This window comes from Enterococcus dongliensis, assembly GCF_031927985.1.
GTDB classification, from domain to species: Bacteria; Bacillota; Bacilli; order Lactobacillales; family Enterococcaceae; genus Enterococcus_A; species Enterococcus_A dongliensis.
In genome coordinates this window covers 17866-33680 of the sequence record NZ_JARPZC010000017.1, presented here as the reverse complement: position 1 = coordinate 33680, position 15815 = coordinate 17866, and the positions used below count along the sequence as shown (strand labels likewise).

At 37.0% G+C, this 15815-nt stretch carries 16 protein-coding genes; 3 read left to right on the top strand and 13 right to left on the bottom strand.

Annotated elements, in window-relative coordinates; all coding sequences use genetic code 11:
* Positions 1 to 114 precede the first annotated feature (114 nt).
* The 9 genes from pnuC to P7D84_RS11480 form a co-directional block, all read right to left on the bottom strand.
* Positions 115 to 858: a nicotinamide riboside transporter PnuC gene (pnuC, locus tag P7D84_RS11520; RefSeq protein WP_311801374.1), complete on the bottom strand. Its 744-nt coding sequence runs from the start codon at positions 856 to 858 to the stop codon at positions 115 to 117.
* Positions 859 to 912: 54 nt separating this feature from the next.
* The gene (locus tag P7D84_RS11515) at positions 913 to 1620 is read right to left on the bottom strand and encodes a deoxynucleoside kinase (protein ID WP_311806501.1); all 708 of its coding nucleotides are present in this window, start codon (positions 1618 to 1620) and stop codon (positions 913 to 915) included.
* 196 nt (positions 1621 to 1816) lie between these two features.
* Positions 1817 to 3304 (bottom strand): glutamate/gamma-aminobutyrate family transporter YjeM, encoded by a 1488-nt coding sequence (yjeM, locus tag P7D84_RS11510; RefSeq protein WP_311806500.1) that lies wholly within the window; start codon positions 3302 to 3304, stop codon positions 1817 to 1819.
* A gap of 701 nt (positions 3305 to 4005) precedes the next feature.
* Complete coding sequence (locus tag P7D84_RS11505) at positions 4006 to 4572, bottom strand: NUDIX hydrolase (protein WP_311806499.1); 567 nt, start codon at positions 4570 to 4572, stop codon at positions 4006 to 4008.
* A gap of 27 nt (positions 4573 to 4599) precedes the next feature.
* Entirely contained in the window at positions 4600 to 5457 is an 858-nt protein-coding gene (locus tag P7D84_RS11500) for an SDR family NAD(P)-dependent oxidoreductase (RefSeq protein ID WP_311806498.1), read from the bottom strand.
* Positions 5458 to 5621: 164 nt separating this feature from the next.
* Positions 5622 to 6473, bottom strand: a complete 852-nt coding sequence (locus P7D84_RS11495; RefSeq protein WP_311806497.1) for an AraC family transcriptional regulator — start codon at positions 6471 to 6473, stop codon at positions 5622 to 5624.
* A gap of 73 nt (positions 6474 to 6546) precedes the next feature.
* Complete coding sequence (locus P7D84_RS11490) at positions 6547 to 7695, bottom strand: pyridoxal phosphate-dependent aminotransferase (RefSeq protein ID WP_311806496.1); 1149 nt, start codon at positions 7693 to 7695, stop codon at positions 6547 to 6549.
* A 24-nt stretch (positions 7696 to 7719) separates the two neighbouring features.
* Positions 7720 to 8442: an amino acid ABC transporter ATP-binding protein gene (locus P7D84_RS11485; RefSeq protein WP_311800713.1), complete on the bottom strand. Its 723-nt coding sequence runs from the start codon at positions 8440 to 8442 to the stop codon at positions 7720 to 7722.
* Positions 8435 to 9886: an ABC transporter substrate-binding protein/permease gene (locus tag P7D84_RS11480; protein WP_311800711.1), complete on the bottom strand. Its 1452-nt coding sequence runs from the start codon at positions 9884 to 9886 to the stop codon at positions 8435 to 8437. Before P7D84_RS11480 ends, P7D84_RS11485 begins: the two co-directional genes overlap by 8 nt.
* Before the next feature lie 262 nt (positions 9887 to 10148).
* Between P7D84_RS11480 and P7D84_RS11475 the strand changes: the two genes are divergently transcribed.
* A complete protein-coding gene (locus P7D84_RS11475) occupies positions 10149 to 11231 on the top strand; it encodes an iron-containing alcohol dehydrogenase family protein (protein ID WP_311800710.1) in 1083 nt (360 codons plus the stop codon).
* Between the two features lie 59 nt (positions 11232 to 11290).
* Here the strand turns inward: P7D84_RS11475 and P7D84_RS11470 are convergent, their stop codons facing one another.
* Together P7D84_RS11470 and P7D84_RS11465 are read right to left on the bottom strand one after the other, a co-directional pair.
* Positions 11291 to 11416 carry a hypothetical protein gene (locus tag P7D84_RS11470; protein ID WP_311800709.1) on the bottom strand — a complete coding sequence of 42 codons (126 nt, stop codon included), beginning with the start codon at positions 11414 to 11416 and terminating at the stop codon, positions 11291 to 11293.
* Between the two features lie 145 nt (positions 11417 to 11561).
* Positions 11562 to 12119: a GNAT family N-acetyltransferase gene (locus P7D84_RS11465; RefSeq protein WP_311806495.1), complete on the bottom strand. Its 558-nt coding sequence runs from the start codon at positions 12117 to 12119 to the stop codon at positions 11562 to 11564.
* Positions 12120 to 12395: 276 nt separating this feature from the next.
* Between P7D84_RS11465 and P7D84_RS11460 the strand changes: the two genes are divergently transcribed.
* The gene (locus P7D84_RS11460; protein ID WP_311806494.1) at positions 12396 to 13826 is read left to right on the top strand and encodes a basic amino acid/polyamine antiporter; all 1431 of its coding nucleotides are present in this window, start codon (positions 12396 to 12398) and stop codon (positions 13824 to 13826) included.
* 48 nt (positions 13827 to 13874) lie between these two features.
* Here P7D84_RS11460 and P7D84_RS11455 read toward each other — a convergent pair whose 3' ends face one another.
* Both P7D84_RS11455 and P7D84_RS11450 read right to left on the bottom strand, forming a co-directional pair.
* On the bottom strand, positions 13875 to 14228 hold the full coding sequence (locus P7D84_RS11455) for a DUF1634 domain-containing protein (RefSeq protein WP_311801383.1): 354 nt from the start codon (positions 14226 to 14228) through the stop codon (positions 13875 to 13877).
* Entirely contained in the window at positions 14228 to 15079 is an 852-nt protein-coding gene (locus P7D84_RS11450; RefSeq protein WP_311803546.1) for a sulfite exporter TauE/SafE family protein, read from the bottom strand. Before P7D84_RS11450 ends, P7D84_RS11455 begins: the two co-directional genes overlap by 1 nt.
* Positions 15080 to 15220: 141 nt before the next feature.
* Between P7D84_RS11450 and P7D84_RS11445 the strand changes: the two genes are divergently transcribed.
* On the top strand, positions 15221 to 15805 hold the full coding sequence (locus tag P7D84_RS11445) for a class I SAM-dependent methyltransferase (RefSeq protein ID WP_311801385.1): 585 nt from the start codon (positions 15221 to 15223) through the stop codon (positions 15803 to 15805).
* Positions 15806 to 15815: the final 10 nt, after the last annotated feature.

Below are 15815 nucleotides of genomic sequence, written 5' to 3'. Positions count from 1 at the left end.
ATAGATAAAATGCGTTCTATTATTTATGATAGCTCGTACGATGGATTTCACCTAGATCTATAAATAAAAAAACAGTATCCAATATGATTGGATACTGTAACAAGTGTCAATTCTCTACTGATGGCTCAAATAATACTCTTCTTCCATCTGTTGCATTTGCTTTCGAGTTTTTTTATTGTACCAAGGCGAAACGGTGAATGCCAAAACATCATTGATTAGATAGACCGAACTATTGACAAACATCGCTAAACTAGCCGAACCATGGGCAAAAGAAATATACCAAAGAACCATCTGAGCAAGCCCCGAAGCCAGCCACCAAAAATATTGATTATTATAGCGTAAAAAACTGATGATTCCAGCACTTAAACTGATTGAAAAAGCGATTGCGTCAATCCATGGACGAGGATCATCCGTAACTCTTTGGATCAAATAACCAGAAACAAAATAGACGATGATAGTACAGATAATTGCGACGAACCAACTTTTACCTGTAAATTTACGGATTTTTGACGCCATATTATGATTCCACTCTTTACTTAATAATACTGGAATATCCAATGTAATCATATAAGCAATCTGTTCCCCGATACTCAAATAATTTTTAGCTGAATAACCAACGTAAATAAAGCAAATTGCCGAAATAATCCCTAAAACACCATTAACTGATTTAGCGGCATTAATTGAAAGAATACATAGTACCCCGAGGGTTGTTCCGATGAAAGTGATCACACTTAGTATATCGATTGGTTGATTGACCAGCGTCATGACTTGGCACCCTAAACTAAAGAAAAAAAGATAATAATTTTGTTGCGGCCATCCTTTTAATTGATGAAGCAAAAAGTTGAAATAATTTAACATCTGTGACTCCTTCTAGAAAACAATCGTTCTTTTTTAAACAAAAAAAGGATTCGTTTAAAAAATCCCTTTTTCGATTAACCCTGTTGAATAATACCTCGCCTGTCCAGGCATTTGCAGATTCAATTTATTGGTCTCTTCTTTGATTTTTTTGATCACTATTTCTGAAGCTTTAGGATCTGCGACAAAATCATAACGATCTCCATCAATTTGAATTTTAGGACAAATATCAAAGGCATCAAACCATTGTTCATACCGCTGATTAACCAATCGGTAGTACTCCAACAATTCTGGATTCAGCGCAACTTGTTCATAATCACGCCCTCTTTTTTCGATCCGTTCCAACATTACATCAAAAGATACTTTGATATGTACCAATAAATCTGGACGTTTTTTAGGTGAGACCAGCTCCAGTTCCTTTAACATCGTATCTAATAAGTTATCGTATTGGATCACTTCTGCCTCGCTCACTCTGCCAAGATCGGCATTTAAATGGAAAAGAAGACTGTCCTCATAAATCGATCGATCCAGCACATTATCTGCTTGTTTTAAGGCATCTTTCATCGCCAAAAAACGTTTATTTAAAAAGAATATTTGCAATAAAAATGTATATTTTTTTGGATTTGAGTAAAACAATGGCAGTACTTCATTATCATCGACATTCTCGTAAAATGGTTTTGAATTCATTTCTTGTGACAACATATCTGTCAAACTGCTTTTCCCTGCACCAATCGTGCCAGCTACTAATAACATCGTTTCATCCATCCCTTCTCACTAAACTTTTCTTTCAAATCCTTGATAAATATTACTCTTAATTTTTTTGAAGTAAAGACTAGATTTTGTATGTTTTTAATGATATGTAAAAAAACAACACGATATGTTGTGTTGTTGATGTCAAGAGCATGAAGGTGCTTTCTAAAAAAAGAAGCCTCAGTAACATTGACTGAGACTTCTTCATTGATTATTTAGCTTTTGAACGACGTACGTAGTTTTGGTAAAGAATAATTCCTACTACCGTAAATCCAACTGGACCTGCGATCATCCAAAGTGTATCACGAACGCCTGCGCCTTCAATGATTGGTTGGAAAATTGTGAAGACATTTGCACCCAATACTAGTAAGAAGACTACTATACTGATAATCAGTGTCATGCCATGTGATTTGTATACTTCAAACGGACGATCCAAACCTTCTTTTTTCTTGAATTTAGGAAATGCGTAGATCAAGAACAAGTAAGGCAATGTCATCGACACATTTGCCATCAAGGTTAAAATGTTATAAAACGCTGATGGATCTGGTGTCGCAAATGAAGCAATCAAGATGATTGCAACAACAATCGCACATTGTGCCCACATTGCATAACTTGGCATACCATTTTCATTTAATACAGTAAATTTCTTCGGCCATAATTTCTTCGGTGTTCCCATAATCAATGTTTTCAATGGTGAATACGTCAATGTGAAGAAGGCTCCGCTATAAGCTAAGAACATTCCCAAACCAGTGTAACGAGCAAACCAATTTCCCATGCTGATAGCAGCAGCTTGGCTAAGTCCGATACCTTTACCAAATTCAACCCCTAGATTGTTCATCATTACATAAGAGATGTTCCCTAAGTTTGTTGTATCGCCTGATAAAATATCTTGCCAGTTTGTACTTACACCCCACAAGAAGATCCCTAGTGCATAACCAATCGAAATAATTAATGCTGATAGCACGACCGCTTTAGGGAATGTTTTTTCTGGGTTGCGTGTTTTATCAACCATCCCACCAACAGCTTCAAGACCTCCGTAAGCGAAGATTGCGAATACCGCAAAACCTAACAAACCGATTGGGCTTTGATAACTAGGATTTGGCGAATGTAAAATATGATCAAATGGTTGAGCCAAGTGGCCTTCATTTGCAACTAAAATAATACCTGAAATTACAATAAGAACAACATTCAAACTAGTTACCGCAAGTCCGCCAAGACTGGTAATCTTAACGATTCCTTTAACCCCTTTGATTGAGACTAAGGTAACAATGATCATCCATAAACATGCTAAAAGTCCAACCATTTGTGTTGAATTCAAACCGAACATGCTTAATTTTTGTGTTTGGTCACTTCCGGCAAAAGCCGTTGTAAAAGGAATCCAAACTTTTGATGATGTAGAAACCATCCAGACAACGTAAGAAGCAAACCACATGAACGTTCCAATAAATGCAAAACGCGGTCCCACGCTGACTTCCAACCATTTGTACATCCCACTATTTTCACCTTTGATCGTTGAACCAAATTCAGCCATCATTAAAGCAAATGGAATGAAAAATAGAATCGCAGCCACGACATAAAAGATGATTGAGCCATACCCCATTAAGTAGAATGCTACCGGACCGTTAGCAAATCCAAATACTGAGGTGAAGATCATCATGACCAGAGCGCCAAGTGTCATGCCTTTTTCTGCTTTGGACATTAAAACCACTCCTATTCAATTTTATCTAGGGTATTCACTACCAAATATGTTTTGATCTTATAATTAGTAATAACGAATGAATAAGAACATTTAAATGGAAGATCCCCTGAAATTACTTTACAATGAAAAAACAGCAAGCGCAAGATAGCTTCAAGTTAACGAATATTCTGAAAAAACCTATACGATTGAATAATTGCTCACAATAAAACGAGATCATGAAAATGAAAAAATAACAAAAAACTAAAAAACCAAGTACAATCATTTTAATTTGTTTTTTTATTATTTTGTATTTTTCTTTTGAAACGATCATATATCGGACCGTAGATACCTAAAAAACATTAGAAAGCGTTTCCTGTTCGCCACGGAATTATTATTTAAAATTAAAAAAATACAGGAATATGCCGATAAATGATCCATACATATGAGGATAGTTTTTAAATACCTATTTATTTACAACAGATTATGATAATTTCATTTGAATTATTTTAGCTTAGAATCATTTTTTAGCCATCGATTAATCATAGAAAAGCGGATAGAATTTAATTTTACAATAGCAATTCATAATAAATTTATGTAAACTATCAGTTAAAAAAGAGCCCATCGACTCTTTTTATACAATCAAAAACCGTTACGGCTTGTACTATATAAAATATTTTAGCCATCGATAGGCTTTCGGTGTATTTGCTATTTCTTTTAATCAATCATTTTTTAAGTAAACGGGCTTTTTGTATCATTTTATGATAATAGACCTGCATCTCTTTTTCAGCAACTTCTTGATCCAAATTCGCTACGTTGATCCACTTTACTCCACTGTTTTCATCTGCTTTGATTTGTAGTGGCTGATCTTCTTGCGCCATAAACAAGTAGGTCGTATTGATATGATGATGCGCTTTGACAAACTGGCCATTTTTAAAATGTGCTTGGACTGGCAAAATATCAAACGCAAACAAATCATCAGTTATCAATCGATATTTCTTGATCCCCGTCTCTTCTTCCAGTTCTTTTTGAGCGACTAATAAGAGGTCGTTACAGCCATCTGCGTGTCCACCTGTCCACGAATAAGACTGATAAATATTATGATAGACCATCAATACTTTATCATAGGTAAGATTGACCACCCACGCAGAAGAAGAAAAATGGTAGTCGCTATTTTCTCGTGTCAGCAGATTTTTTTGAAATTGTATTTGTTCTAGAAAAAGTTTTTGATCATTTGCTTCTTGCTGTGTAAAAGGTTTGTATGCTTGAATTTCTTCAATGATTTCTTTCATTTTTTATTGTCACTTTCCTGTCGTCATCTACTTATCAGCTAAATACCCTTCAGGCATTGGAATCAATTTTTCTGATTCCCGACTGAGGCTCTCCTCTGCTTTCCACCCGGCGATTTTATTTTCCGTTGCTTCGATCACCCCATCAAAAAGAGAATCACTTAATATTAGGCGTAGTGGTGATTCAGGCAATGCCGCAAGTTTTAAGATTGTCTTTGCTGCTAATATAGGGTCACTATCTGTCGCCTGACCCTCCTGTTCTTTTGCAAAGGCATCCATTTGTTGATGCAGTTCTTGATAATCCGGCAAGCGTTTACTATTATGCAGTTTCTTGTAAAGATCTGTCCAATAACCTCCTGGTTCAACAATAGTCACATGAACACCAAAAGGAGCCAGTTCCTGTGCTAAAGCTTCCGTCAATCCTTCTACCGCAAATTTACTAGCACTGTATAGACCTGAAGTCATCCAAGACATGATGCCCCCGATACTACTCATTTGGATAAAACGACCTGATTTGTCTCGCAAAAAAGGTGAAACGGCTTGAGCCGTCCAAAGAGAACCGAAAAAGTTTACATTCATTATCTGACGCGCCTCTTCTTCTGTTGTCTCCTCAATCATTCCTCCAAGCATCATTCCCGCATTACTCAAAGCAATATCGATGCCATTAAATTTTTCTGCTCCCTTAGCAGCAGCGGCTACTACCATGTCTCGTTCTTCAATATCGCCTAAACAGATCAGCAAAGAAGATCCATACTCTGTTTTTAACTTGCTGAGTTTTCCTTCTGTTCTAGAAAAAGAAATGACTTGGTCGCCATTTTCTAATACTAATTTTACTGTCTCAAAACCAATTCCTTTACTTCCACCAGTAATAAACCACGTTCTAGTCATCTGTCCACGCTCCTTTTTTCCTAATTACTCTCAATATGATTATAACAAATTAAAAGGCCAACAATAACTATAGTATCTAATATGCTGATTGTCAGTTATAAAATTCATACTAAGAGTCATTTTATTCAAAAAAAGTTGTGGCAAAAAACTTGCCACAACTCTTTTTATTTTGCACGAATCGGGAGCCATATTTGGAACTGTGCCTTCTGAGGATCAGCATCTAAATATAATTCGATATCTGGCAATTCAGCATATTCAAAACCTGAAGTTGGTAACCATTCAGTAAAAATCTGCTGTTGCAATTCTTGAATTGCTCCTGGTATAGGACCCGTTCCTGAGAATACCGCCCATTTAGCTGCCGGTATCTCATAGCGTGAAAATTCTTTTGTTTCTTGTTCGCTAACTACACCGATTACATATTCCCATTCATCTTGAACTTCTGGTGTTATCATGCTAGCACCTAAAACTCCTGGATTATTTTGATCCATCAACGGAAGTAGTTCTTGTAATTCACCACTCGTACTAACCTCGTTCCAAAATTGGGGAATTTTTTTCTGTGCTGCTTCCATATCTTCTCCAAGTTTTAAACTAACACCGGTAATAAAGAATGATGCTTTGTCAATTATTTGATACTCCATCGCTTGCACTCCCTTTACTGTAAGTTGGAAGGTCAACATAGGATAGCTAGTTAGTTTTGCGCCTGATTGTTTGGCTTCTTTTGGTGTTAGTCCTTGAATACTTTTAAATACTCGATTGAAAGAAGTTGGCGAGTCATAACCATATTTAAGAGCAACATCGATAACTTTTGCTCCTTGTTGCAGATCAACACTTGCCAAACTCATTTTCCGGCGCCGAATATATTCGCCCAAAGTCACCCCAGCAATATAAGAAAATATCCGTTGGTAATGATAACTTGAGCAGTGAGCTAATTGCGCCACTTTAGCCACTTCGATCTCTCCTACCAAATTATCTTCCACATAGGCAATGCTCTTATTAAAATAATCTAACCATTCCATTTATTTTCCTCCTGTCTTTACTATAACGGGACTAAGGGAAAAGTACCTCTTAAAATATGCCGCTTTTAGCGAGTTAAAAGGTCAGGCTTTCCAATCGATCAAAGGCTTCAGCTAAAAGCTCCAATGGTTGGGTCGCAGCTAAACGGATATAATCGTCACCTGTTGCACCAAAAGCTTTTCCGGGAACAAACAACACGCCGCTTTGTTCTAGAACTTTTTCTACAAATGCTACTGAATCCAGACCGCTTTTACTGATATTAATAAACGCATACATACTCCCAGCAACTGGTTGCAAAGATAAATATGAAATTTCAGCCACTCGTTGCTCGATATATTCTAAACGTTCTTTAAAAACAGCAACTGTTGGAGGAACAAGCTCTTCGTAGTGCATCAAGGCATAAATCCCTGCCCGTTGAGACGCAGTTGGCGCAGAATAGGTGATGCTTTCATTAATCATACCAGCAATTTGATTAATATAAGCTGGAGCAATCAAATAACCTAATCGCCAGCCCGTCATTGCAAAACCTTTTGAGACACCGCTGATTGTAATCGTATTTTCTGGAGCAAGACGAGCCATCGGTACAAATTTTTCCGTAAAAGCAAAATCTTCATAAATCTCATCAGAAATAATGAATAGTTCATTTTCAATAGCCACTTTAGCAATTTGTTTCAACGTTTCTTCGGAAAAAACAGCTCCTGTTGGATTATTGGGTGAATTGATAATAATCGCCTTAGTCCGTTTGGTGATTGCTTTTTTTAGATCTTCTACGTCTAATTGAAATCCGTTTTTTTCATACGTGGGAACAGTAATAGGGGTTCCTCCCGATAACACAACTTGCTCACGGTACGGTGAAAAATAAGGTTCATGAATAATTACTTCGTCACCAGGATCAAGTAGGACTTGCATCACTAAATACATCGCATGCAATGCACCAACAGTGGCTCGCACTTGTTCTTGTTGAAACGTCAATTCATATTTCTTTTGATAAAAATCAATGACTGCTTGCAAAAAATCTTTACTGCCAGCAGGCGCGGTGTAGTTTGTTGCGCCTTGTTTGACATCTGCATAAGCAGCTTCAATAATTGCCGAATTGGTGACCAAATCGGGATCACCAATCGATAAATCAATAATATCTTCTTTTTCCTTGGCCAAAATCGCAATCTTCATCAACAAATTTTCTGCCGGTTGCTGGAAGCGATGGGCAATATTGCTTTTATTCATCCTTATTCCTCCACTTTTTACTCGCTATAATACTTTATTCAAGAAATCTTGGGTCCGACTATTTTGTGGATGATCAAAAATCTCCTCTGGTGTGCCTTCTTCTTGAATGATCCCATCTGCCATGAAGATCACCCGATCAGCTACTTCTTTTGCAAAACCCATTTCATGTGTCACAACGACCATAGTCATCCCATTTTTTGCTAAATCTTGCATTACTGTCAGTACCTCGCCTACCATCTCTGGATCAAGTGCTGAAGTGGGCTCATCAAACAACATCACATCTGGATTCATCGCTAGTGCGCGAGCAATCGCTACCCGTTGCTGTTGGCCACCAGATAAGTTAGCAGGATAACTAGTCGCTTTTTCTTTTAAGCCAACTTGATCTAATAGCGCCAACGCATGTTCTTTAGCCTCTGCTGGATTGGCTTTTTTGATTTTTACTGGAGTAATCGTCAAATTTTCTACTACACTCATATGAGGAAACAAATTGAAGCTTTGAAACACCATTCCCATTTTTTGACGAATCTTGTCGATATTGCTATCTGGTGCGGTGATATTTTGTTTTTCAAAAAATATTTCACCTGAAGTAGGTTCTTCTAGTAAGTTCAAGCAGCGTAGGATCGTACTTTTTCCACTTCCAGAAGGGCCAATAATAACAACAACTTCTCCTTCTTTCACCGTAAGATCGATGGATTTTAATACTTCGTTGTCTCCAAAACTTTTTGATAGTTTTTGTACATTAATCATTCAGACCCATTCTCCTTTCAACTAAACCTAATAGACGGGAAATGCAGAAGGTTAACACGAAATAAATCAATGAAACCAACACATATGGCAAGAACGGCTTGAAGCTGGCACCTTGTACTACTCCGGTTTGGAAGATCAATTCTGAAACGCCGATTACTGAAACGACAGATGATTCTTTGATGATTGTCACAAATTCATTCCCCAATGCCGGCAAAATATTTTTAATGGCTTGTGGGAAAATGATGTAACGCATCGCTTCTTTTTGATTCATTCCAAGGGAACGGGCAGCTTCCATTTGACCTTTGTTCACCGCATTGATCCCCGCTCGAACAATTTCAGCCACATAAGCAGCACTATTCAACGAAACAGCGATACAACCTGCTAATAATTTAGATAAGTCTAGTCCTAAAACACCTGTACCAAAATAAACAATGAAGATTTGAACCAATAACGGAGTACCTCGAACATATTCAATATAAATGACGGCAATCGCTTTGAAAATCTTGCTCTTGCTAAGTTTCATTAAGGCTAACAGACTACCAAAGATCAACCCAAACAAGACACCTACAAACGCAAGCAAAATAGTATATTTTGCTCCATCTAAGTAATAAGATCCGTACTTTTGTAAGAAAGATTTGTCCTCTTGGAACATTAATTCATTGGCTTTTTTTTGATAACCTTTTAATAAATTTTTATCATTGATTGTTTTGATAGATCCATTGACATGTTTTTTCAATTCAGGGGTATTTTTAGACATGGCAATCGCCGTAACTTTTTCCCCTTGTTCAAATTTCACAGGTGCTAATGCCAAATTATCACTTTGTTGGACATATGCCTCAGCCACAGGCTGTTCCAAGACAACTGCTTCTACTTTGTTGTTCAAGAGATTATTGATCAAGTCCGGGACTTTTTGTAAAGAAGTCGGTTCCGCACCAGTCATCTCATTTTTAACTAAATCTTCTTGAGTTGTTTGTTTTTGTGCTCCAACTGACAATCCATTGAAATCAGCAGTTGTTTTAAAGCGTTTCTTATCTTCTTTGCGGACCATTACTTTTTGCTGGACCACAAAATAAGGATCTGAAAAGTCCACTTCTTTTAATCGTTCTTCCGTAATCGACATCCCAGAAATCACTAAATCGATTTTGCCTGTTTTTAAAGCACCTAACAAAGCATCAAAACCTAATTCTTCGATTTTTAATTTGACACCCATGTCTTTAGCTATTTTTTCTGCGATTGAAATATCAAAACCAACGATTTCATCTTTTCCATCCACTTCAGCATGAAATTCATAGGGAGCATAATCTGCCGATAATCCGACGACTAATTCACCGCTTTGTTGAATTCGTTCGTAAATCTCATCTTTTTCTGCGCCATGTACGTTTGCCGGTAAAAAATTTAGTACCATTAGTAACATGGTGAGCAATACACCTATTTTCTTTTTCATTCATCCCGCTCCTTCTTACAATTACTAAATTTTTTTTAGGAAAAATTCGTTCGTTGCCTAGACGTTGCTTCAGCCAACTGCTTTAGCAGTTAATCTGGATTTTCTGGATCAATCAACGCATACTGATAATCTTTCTATGAATAATAATATAATTATATAAATAATTAAAGAATAAATATTCAAAAGCAACTTGCGTTTATACTACCACAACTATTATAATAAAAAAAGATGAATCTAAAAAAATGATGAAAGAAGTTTACTCATGACAAAACAATTGATTGTACGTGGTGCCCCGCAAGAATATGAATTAAAAGCAAATGCTTGGGACTCTTTAGACGTCCATCTTAATAGAAGAAATATGAAAAACATCCTCATTTTACATGGAGAAAGATCATGGCAAGCAGTAAAACCCTACTTTCCAAAACTATCCATAACAACGTCTTCTCATTATTATGGCGGACAATGCACAGATTTAGCAGCTGAAAATTTTGCGTCTTTATGCAAAAAGGAACAGTTTGATGGAATCGTTGCAGTTGGCGGTGGAAAAGTTACTGATTTGGGGAAATTTACTGCCTATAAAGCACATTTGCCAATTATCATCCTGCCCACGTTAGCGGCAACTTGTGCAGCTTATACACCATTAAGCGTAATTTATAACCAAGACAGTGTTATGCTGCGCTATGACATCTTCCCAAAATCAAATGATTTAGTATTGATTGATCCTGAAATTATTTTACATTCTCCACGAGATTTAATGATTGCAGGTATCGGGGATACTTTAGCAAAATGGTATGAATCCAACGTGATCATTTCTCAATTAGCAACAAAACCACTTGAGGTACAAGTTGCTGAATTTGCTGCTAAGAAAAGTCATGAAATTCTTTTAACACAAAGCCATGAAGCCTTAGCCGCAATGGATAGAAAAATACTGAATCAAGCATTTATTGATGTTGTTGAAGCAAATATTTTACTAGCAGGAATGGTCGGCGGATTTGGTGATGAATATGGCCGAACAGCTGGTGCTCATTCGATCCACGATGCCTTGACCGTCTTACCAGCTAGTCATGAACAACTTCATGGAAATAAAGTAGCTTATGGGATTTTAGTTCAGTTGATGATCGAAAATAATCTCACAGAAATAAAACGATTGTTACCTTTTTATCGACAATTGCATTTACCTACAAATTTAGCTGATATGAACTTAAAACTGACCGACTTAGAATTTCAAGCAGTGGCTGAACGTGCTTGCCTCCCAGACGAAATGATCCATTTAATGAAAGAAACAATCACACCAGATCTTATTATTGAAAAAATGAAAGCTCTCGAAACATTTACGCAAAAGTAAAAAGAAGAACTTGCATATGCAAGTTCTTCTTTTTGGTCTAGTTTCATAACAACTGCTTTTTAAAAGATTTTTCCTGTTCTAATGGCGTAAATAGTTAAGGAAATCAGAATGAACAACGCCAACATTTCCAATAGAAAATCCGTCGTCTTTACTTCATTTTTCGAAGCGTTCTTTTCTCGTTTCATTGTGCTATTAAGCCCCTCCTCGCTGTGATACTGCAAGGATAACAAACCATCGGTATAGGTCCGTAACAATTCTTATTGAATTTAATTAGAATACCATTAGCGTAATTTAATTACATCTAAAATAATTTGGTAAAATCAACTAGCTCTATAGATTAGATTCAATGTCTTTTAATTTAGAAAAAGGAATAAACAGCGGGAGCGTTCCTTCTACTTCGGTCAAATATTTTTGTAACCAGACAACATCGAGCCATTGATCAAATTTATAGCCAATTTTAGGAAAGTTTGCTACTTCTTGATACCCAAGCTTTTCATGAAATCGAAGGCTAGTCTGATTTCCACCTGTAATACAGGCTGTTAAAATGGCGACATTTTGTTTTTTTAATACTGTTTCCAATGTCTGATACAAAATTTTTCCTGTACCTTGGCCATGTTTTTTAGAATCCACGTAAACACTGACCTCCACCGCCCAATCATAAGCCGCCCGCTCTTTGTATGCATGAGCATAGGCATAACCTAAAATTTTCCCATTCTCTTCTGCTACGAGATAAGGATACGTATAAATTGTTTCATTTATTTTTTGAGCAAACTCTGCTGCACTAGGCACTTCATAATCGAAAGTGATTGTTGTTTCCTGAACATATGGAGCATAAATAGCAACTAATGCAGCAGCATCAGCAGGTGCTGCTTTTCGAACTGTAATCATATTGAACCTCCTTACTCGTTTAATTTTATCATTCCATTTAATAAAAAACAGCCTCTAATGATGCTGCAAGAAATATCAACTATGGCCGGTGTCTTTAAACGAGAAATGATTATTTTATCTATTTTTCTTATTTTCATAGAATTATGCTGATTATCGAATTAAGTTAGGTGAAAATGAGGATTCTTTCATTTAAACACACGTAGTTTCACCTCATCCTTATGGTCATTTTCCCACAAATATGCTTGAATAGAAACAGTGTTTCTTAGGAGGAAATTTATGGAACAAAATCAAGTGCCTGATAACCATACAAAAGAGATGAGTTTATTGGGTTTAAGTATGATTGTAATCGGCTCAATGTTAGGCGGCGGTGTCTTTAACTTACCCAGCAGCATCTCTCAATCAGCCGGCGTTATCGCTTCACTATTAGCATGGTTGATTACAGGACTCGGTGTTTTCTTTATCGCAAAAGTATTTCAAACTCTTTCAAAAGAAAAACCTCAGATTATCGGGGGAATTTATTATTATGCTAAGGATGGGTTTGGAGATTACGTCGGTTTTAATTCTGCTTGGGGCTACTGGCTGAGCAATATCATTGGAAATGTCTCTTTCGTTATCTTATTTTTGGATGCCTTGAGCAAATTCATTCCTTCTATTGGTGGTTCAGAAGGAAGAATCGGTTTATTTTTAGGAACATTTATGATTTGGGGCGTTGTTTTTTTGGTAGCCCGTGGCATTCGAACGGCTAGTATTTTAAATACCATCGCAACAGGAGCAAAAGTCATCCCAATTTTAATGGCAATTTTTCTTTTATTTATTCATTTTAGTTATCAGACTTTTTCACTTGATGTCTTTGCTCAAAATATACAGTTGAACGGACGACAACTAGGCAGTATCCCAACGCAGATTCGGCACGCGATGTTACAAACCATGTGGGTCTTTGTGGGAATCGAAGGAGCCGTAGTTTTATCAGGACGTGCAAAGCGTGCACGCGATGTTGGGCGTGCAACCTTGATTGGATACACAGTAACGTTAGCTATTTATGTATTGATCGTCATGTTAAGCTTTGGATCATTGCCCCAAGCAGAATTAGCTGCCTTACCTAGTCCGTCTTTAAGCGGCGTTCTGCGCGCATCGACAGGTGCTTGGGCCGCTCACATGATCGATATTGGTGTCATCATCTCTGTTTTAGGTGCTTGGATCTCATGGACTATCTTAGCCGCAGAAATTTCTTTTGATGCTGCTCAAGACAAAATGTTCCCAGCATTTTTAGGAAAAGCCAACAAACAAAATGCACCGGTGAATGCATTGCTTTTAAACGGTGTCATCATGCAAATTGTCTTTATTGTTTCTCGTTGGGCGATGGATGCCTTTCAAGCTGTCACCAATACTGCAACGACCATGGTGCTGGTCCCTTACGTTTTATCTGCCGCTTTTCTATGGCAAATCGCGCGTGATAACCATCATAAAAGCCGGCAATTTTTGGCAATCGGCGGCATAGTATATGGAATCTATATGTTATACTCTTCTGGTATATTAACCTTTCTTTATTGTATCGGAATCTATGCATTAGGTTTTGTTTTTTGGCTGTGGAATAGCCATACCTATCATCGGCCAGTATTTGCAACAAAACGAGACAAACTGCTATTTACACTAGTGACTGGCTTAGGATTTTTGAGTTTACTTGTCTTTTTAATTCAATTGAATTGACCTCAGAATGCCTAGATATTAGCAAAAAACGACCAATTATTGGTCGTTTTATTTTTCAACTAGACCCAATCCCATACCGATGAGCAAGATAAGAAGCACAATTACTGTAATGGCTACATATAGATAATCTTTTTCTTTTGCAAAAGCAAAAATTGATACAACGACTCGTAAAATCGGCGTTAAAATCAAACAAAATAAACCTAATAGGATAAACGCGTCCCCTTTTAATTGAAACAATCCTTGAATAATTTGTGACAGGTTCTGTGGTGTTTGGCTGGAGTTCGTTTGAAAAAATACTAAGAACATACCAATCAAAATGATCACTGCTGACACAATCACCCCAATTCGCAAAATATAACCAATTGAGCGCTCAATTTTTAGGATTTCTTCCTTTTCTCTCATTAGATAATCACCCCGAATCCACGGAGAATCATCTGAATACCCATAAATAATAATATCGGAATAAAAATCAGCCGAATAACAAAAGAGCTTAAACGTTGCATGATTCGAGAGCCTACTGTCGCTCCAATTAAAACCCCTAAAGCTAATGGCGCCGCAATTTCTGGTAAGATCGTGCCGTTAAAAAAGTAAACCATCGCAGATGCCGCAGCAGTTACTCCCATCATTAAATTACTCGTGGCACTTGAAGGTTTCAAAGGCATCTTCATGATAGTATCCATCGCTGTTACTTTAAAGACACCGCTGCCGATTCCTAACAATCCAGAAGCAATCCCCGCACCAAACATCATCGCAAAACCGCCAGGAACCTTTTCAACTTGATAATCAATCTGTTTCTCCAACACTTTGTCATAATAAGAACCATTCAGTTTTAATTTTTCAGCTAGTGGATCACCAATTGCTTCATTGGACAGCGCTTCTGATTTTCCCCGCAGTTTTTGGATCATATTAATGACAGAAAAAAGTAAAAACCCGCCAAATAAGAGAAAAAGAAAGCCTGTCGGTACGATCCCTGAAAGAATGGCTCCAACAATCGCTCCAATCGTAGTGGCGATCTCTAAAAACATCGCGACACGCAGATTCAACATATCATCTTTCAAATAAGCAATAGTCGCTCCTGAACTGGTCGCGATCACGCAAACAATACTTGCTGCGATTGCATATTTAATTTCTAAGCCCATCACTAGCGTTAAAAAAGGCGTTAATATGATTCCTCCACCAATCCCTAAGATCGATCCTAATATTCCGGCAAAACCGCCTGTCACAAGCAATAAACCAATCTGACTAATAAGCATAACTTTCTACCTTTCTATCATCATTTTAGTGTAATTTCATTCAACTAGTAGTCTTGATCAATTATGCAAGATAAAATCTGTTTCTTTTCTTGCAAAAATAACGTACAATACTTCTATTCAATCGATAGGAGTCGATACTAGATGAGTAAAAATATCTTTGAAAACATGGCACATATGTATGATACACCTGAACGGAAACAATTGGCACAAATCATAACGAATAAAATCAAACCTGAATTCTATGGAAAAGTAATCGATTACGGCTGTGGCACAGGATTGGTCAGCTTACCCTTAGCCAATCAAGCGGAACACTTGCTCTTGATTGATCCTGCAGAAAATATGTTGGCTCTTGCCCAGCAAAAAATCAATCAGCAACAGCTGACTAATGTGCATGTTCTGCCTGCTGATTTTACTGAAGAGGTTCCTGAAGTAACTGCTGATTTAATCATGATGTCGCTAGTTTTGTTACACATTCCTGATACAAAAAAAATTTTGACTGAGCTGTTTAAACTCTTGCCAGACAAGGGAAAGCTATTGATTGTTGATTTTGCTAAAAATCCCTTGATAAATCATCCTAAAGTTCATAATGGTTTTTCTGCAACTGAATTAACTGATTTATTGGAAACAATCGGTTTTTCACAAGTAACTATCCAGAATTTTTATCATGGCGAAAAAATTTTTATGAACCAAGATGCTGATCTATTTCTGGCAACGTGTATTAAGTAAACTGTTTCGT

What these genes read in the sequence shown, in the direction of transcription:
- P7D84_RS11455 (WP_311801383.1), bottom strand. Translation starts at nt 14,228, where the DNA reads ATGAGAGAAAAGGAAGAAATCCTAAAAATTGAGCGCTCAATTGGTTAT.
- P7D84_RS11470 (WP_311800709.1), bottom strand. Translation starts at nt 11,416, where the DNA reads ATGAAACGAGAAAAGAACGCTTCGAAAAATGAAGTAAAGACGACGGAT.
- P7D84_RS11490 (WP_311806496.1), bottom strand. Translation starts at nt 7,695, where the DNA reads ATGAATAAAAGCAATATTGCCCATCGCTTCCAGCAACCGGCAGAAAAT.
- P7D84_RS11505 (WP_311806499.1), bottom strand. Translation starts at nt 4,572, where the DNA reads ATGAAAGAAATCATTGAAGAAATTCAAGCATACAAACCTTTTACACAG.
- P7D84_RS11465 (WP_311806495.1), bottom strand. Translation starts at nt 12,119, where the DNA reads ATGATTACAGTTCGAAAAGCAGCACCTGCTGATGCTGCTGCATTAGTT.
- P7D84_RS11460 (WP_311806494.1), top strand. Translation starts at nt 12,396, where the DNA reads ATGGAACAAAATCAAGTGCCTGATAACCATACAAAAGAGATGAGTTTA.
- P7D84_RS11500 (WP_311806498.1), bottom strand. Translation starts at nt 5,457, where the DNA reads ATGACTAGAACGTGGTTTATTACTGGTGGAAGTAAAGGAATTGGTTTT.
- P7D84_RS11485 (WP_311800713.1), bottom strand. Translation starts at nt 8,442, where the DNA reads ATGATTAATGTACAAAAACTATCAAAAAGTTTTGGAGACAACGAAGTA.
- P7D84_RS11445 (WP_311801385.1), top strand. Translation starts at nt 15,221, where the DNA reads ATGAGTAAAAATATCTTTGAAAACATGGCACATATGTATGATACACCT.
- P7D84_RS11450 (WP_311803546.1), bottom strand. Translation starts at nt 15,079, where the DNA reads ATGCTTATTAGTCAGATTGGTTTATTGCTTGTGACAGGCGGTTTTGCC.
- P7D84_RS11495 (WP_311806497.1), bottom strand. Translation starts at nt 6,473, where the DNA reads ATGGAATGGTTAGATTATTTTAATAAGAGCATTGCCTATGTGGAAGAT.
- P7D84_RS11480 (WP_311800711.1), bottom strand. Translation starts at nt 9,886, where the DNA reads ATGAAAAAGAAAATAGGTGTATTGCTCACCATGTTACTAATGGTACTA.
- pnuC (WP_311801374.1), bottom strand. Translation starts at nt 858, where the DNA reads ATGTTAAATTATTTCAACTTTTTGCTTCATCAATTAAAAGGATGGCCG.
- P7D84_RS11515 (WP_311806501.1), bottom strand. Translation starts at nt 1,620, where the DNA reads ATGGATGAAACGATGTTATTAGTAGCTGGCACGATTGGTGCAGGGAAA.
- yjeM (WP_311806500.1), bottom strand. Translation starts at nt 3,304, where the DNA reads ATGTCCAAAGCAGAAAAAGGCATGACACTTGGCGCTCTGGTCATGATG.
- P7D84_RS11475 (WP_311800710.1), top strand. Translation starts at nt 10,149, where the DNA reads ATGACAAAACAATTGATTGTACGTGGTGCCCCGCAAGAATATGAATTA.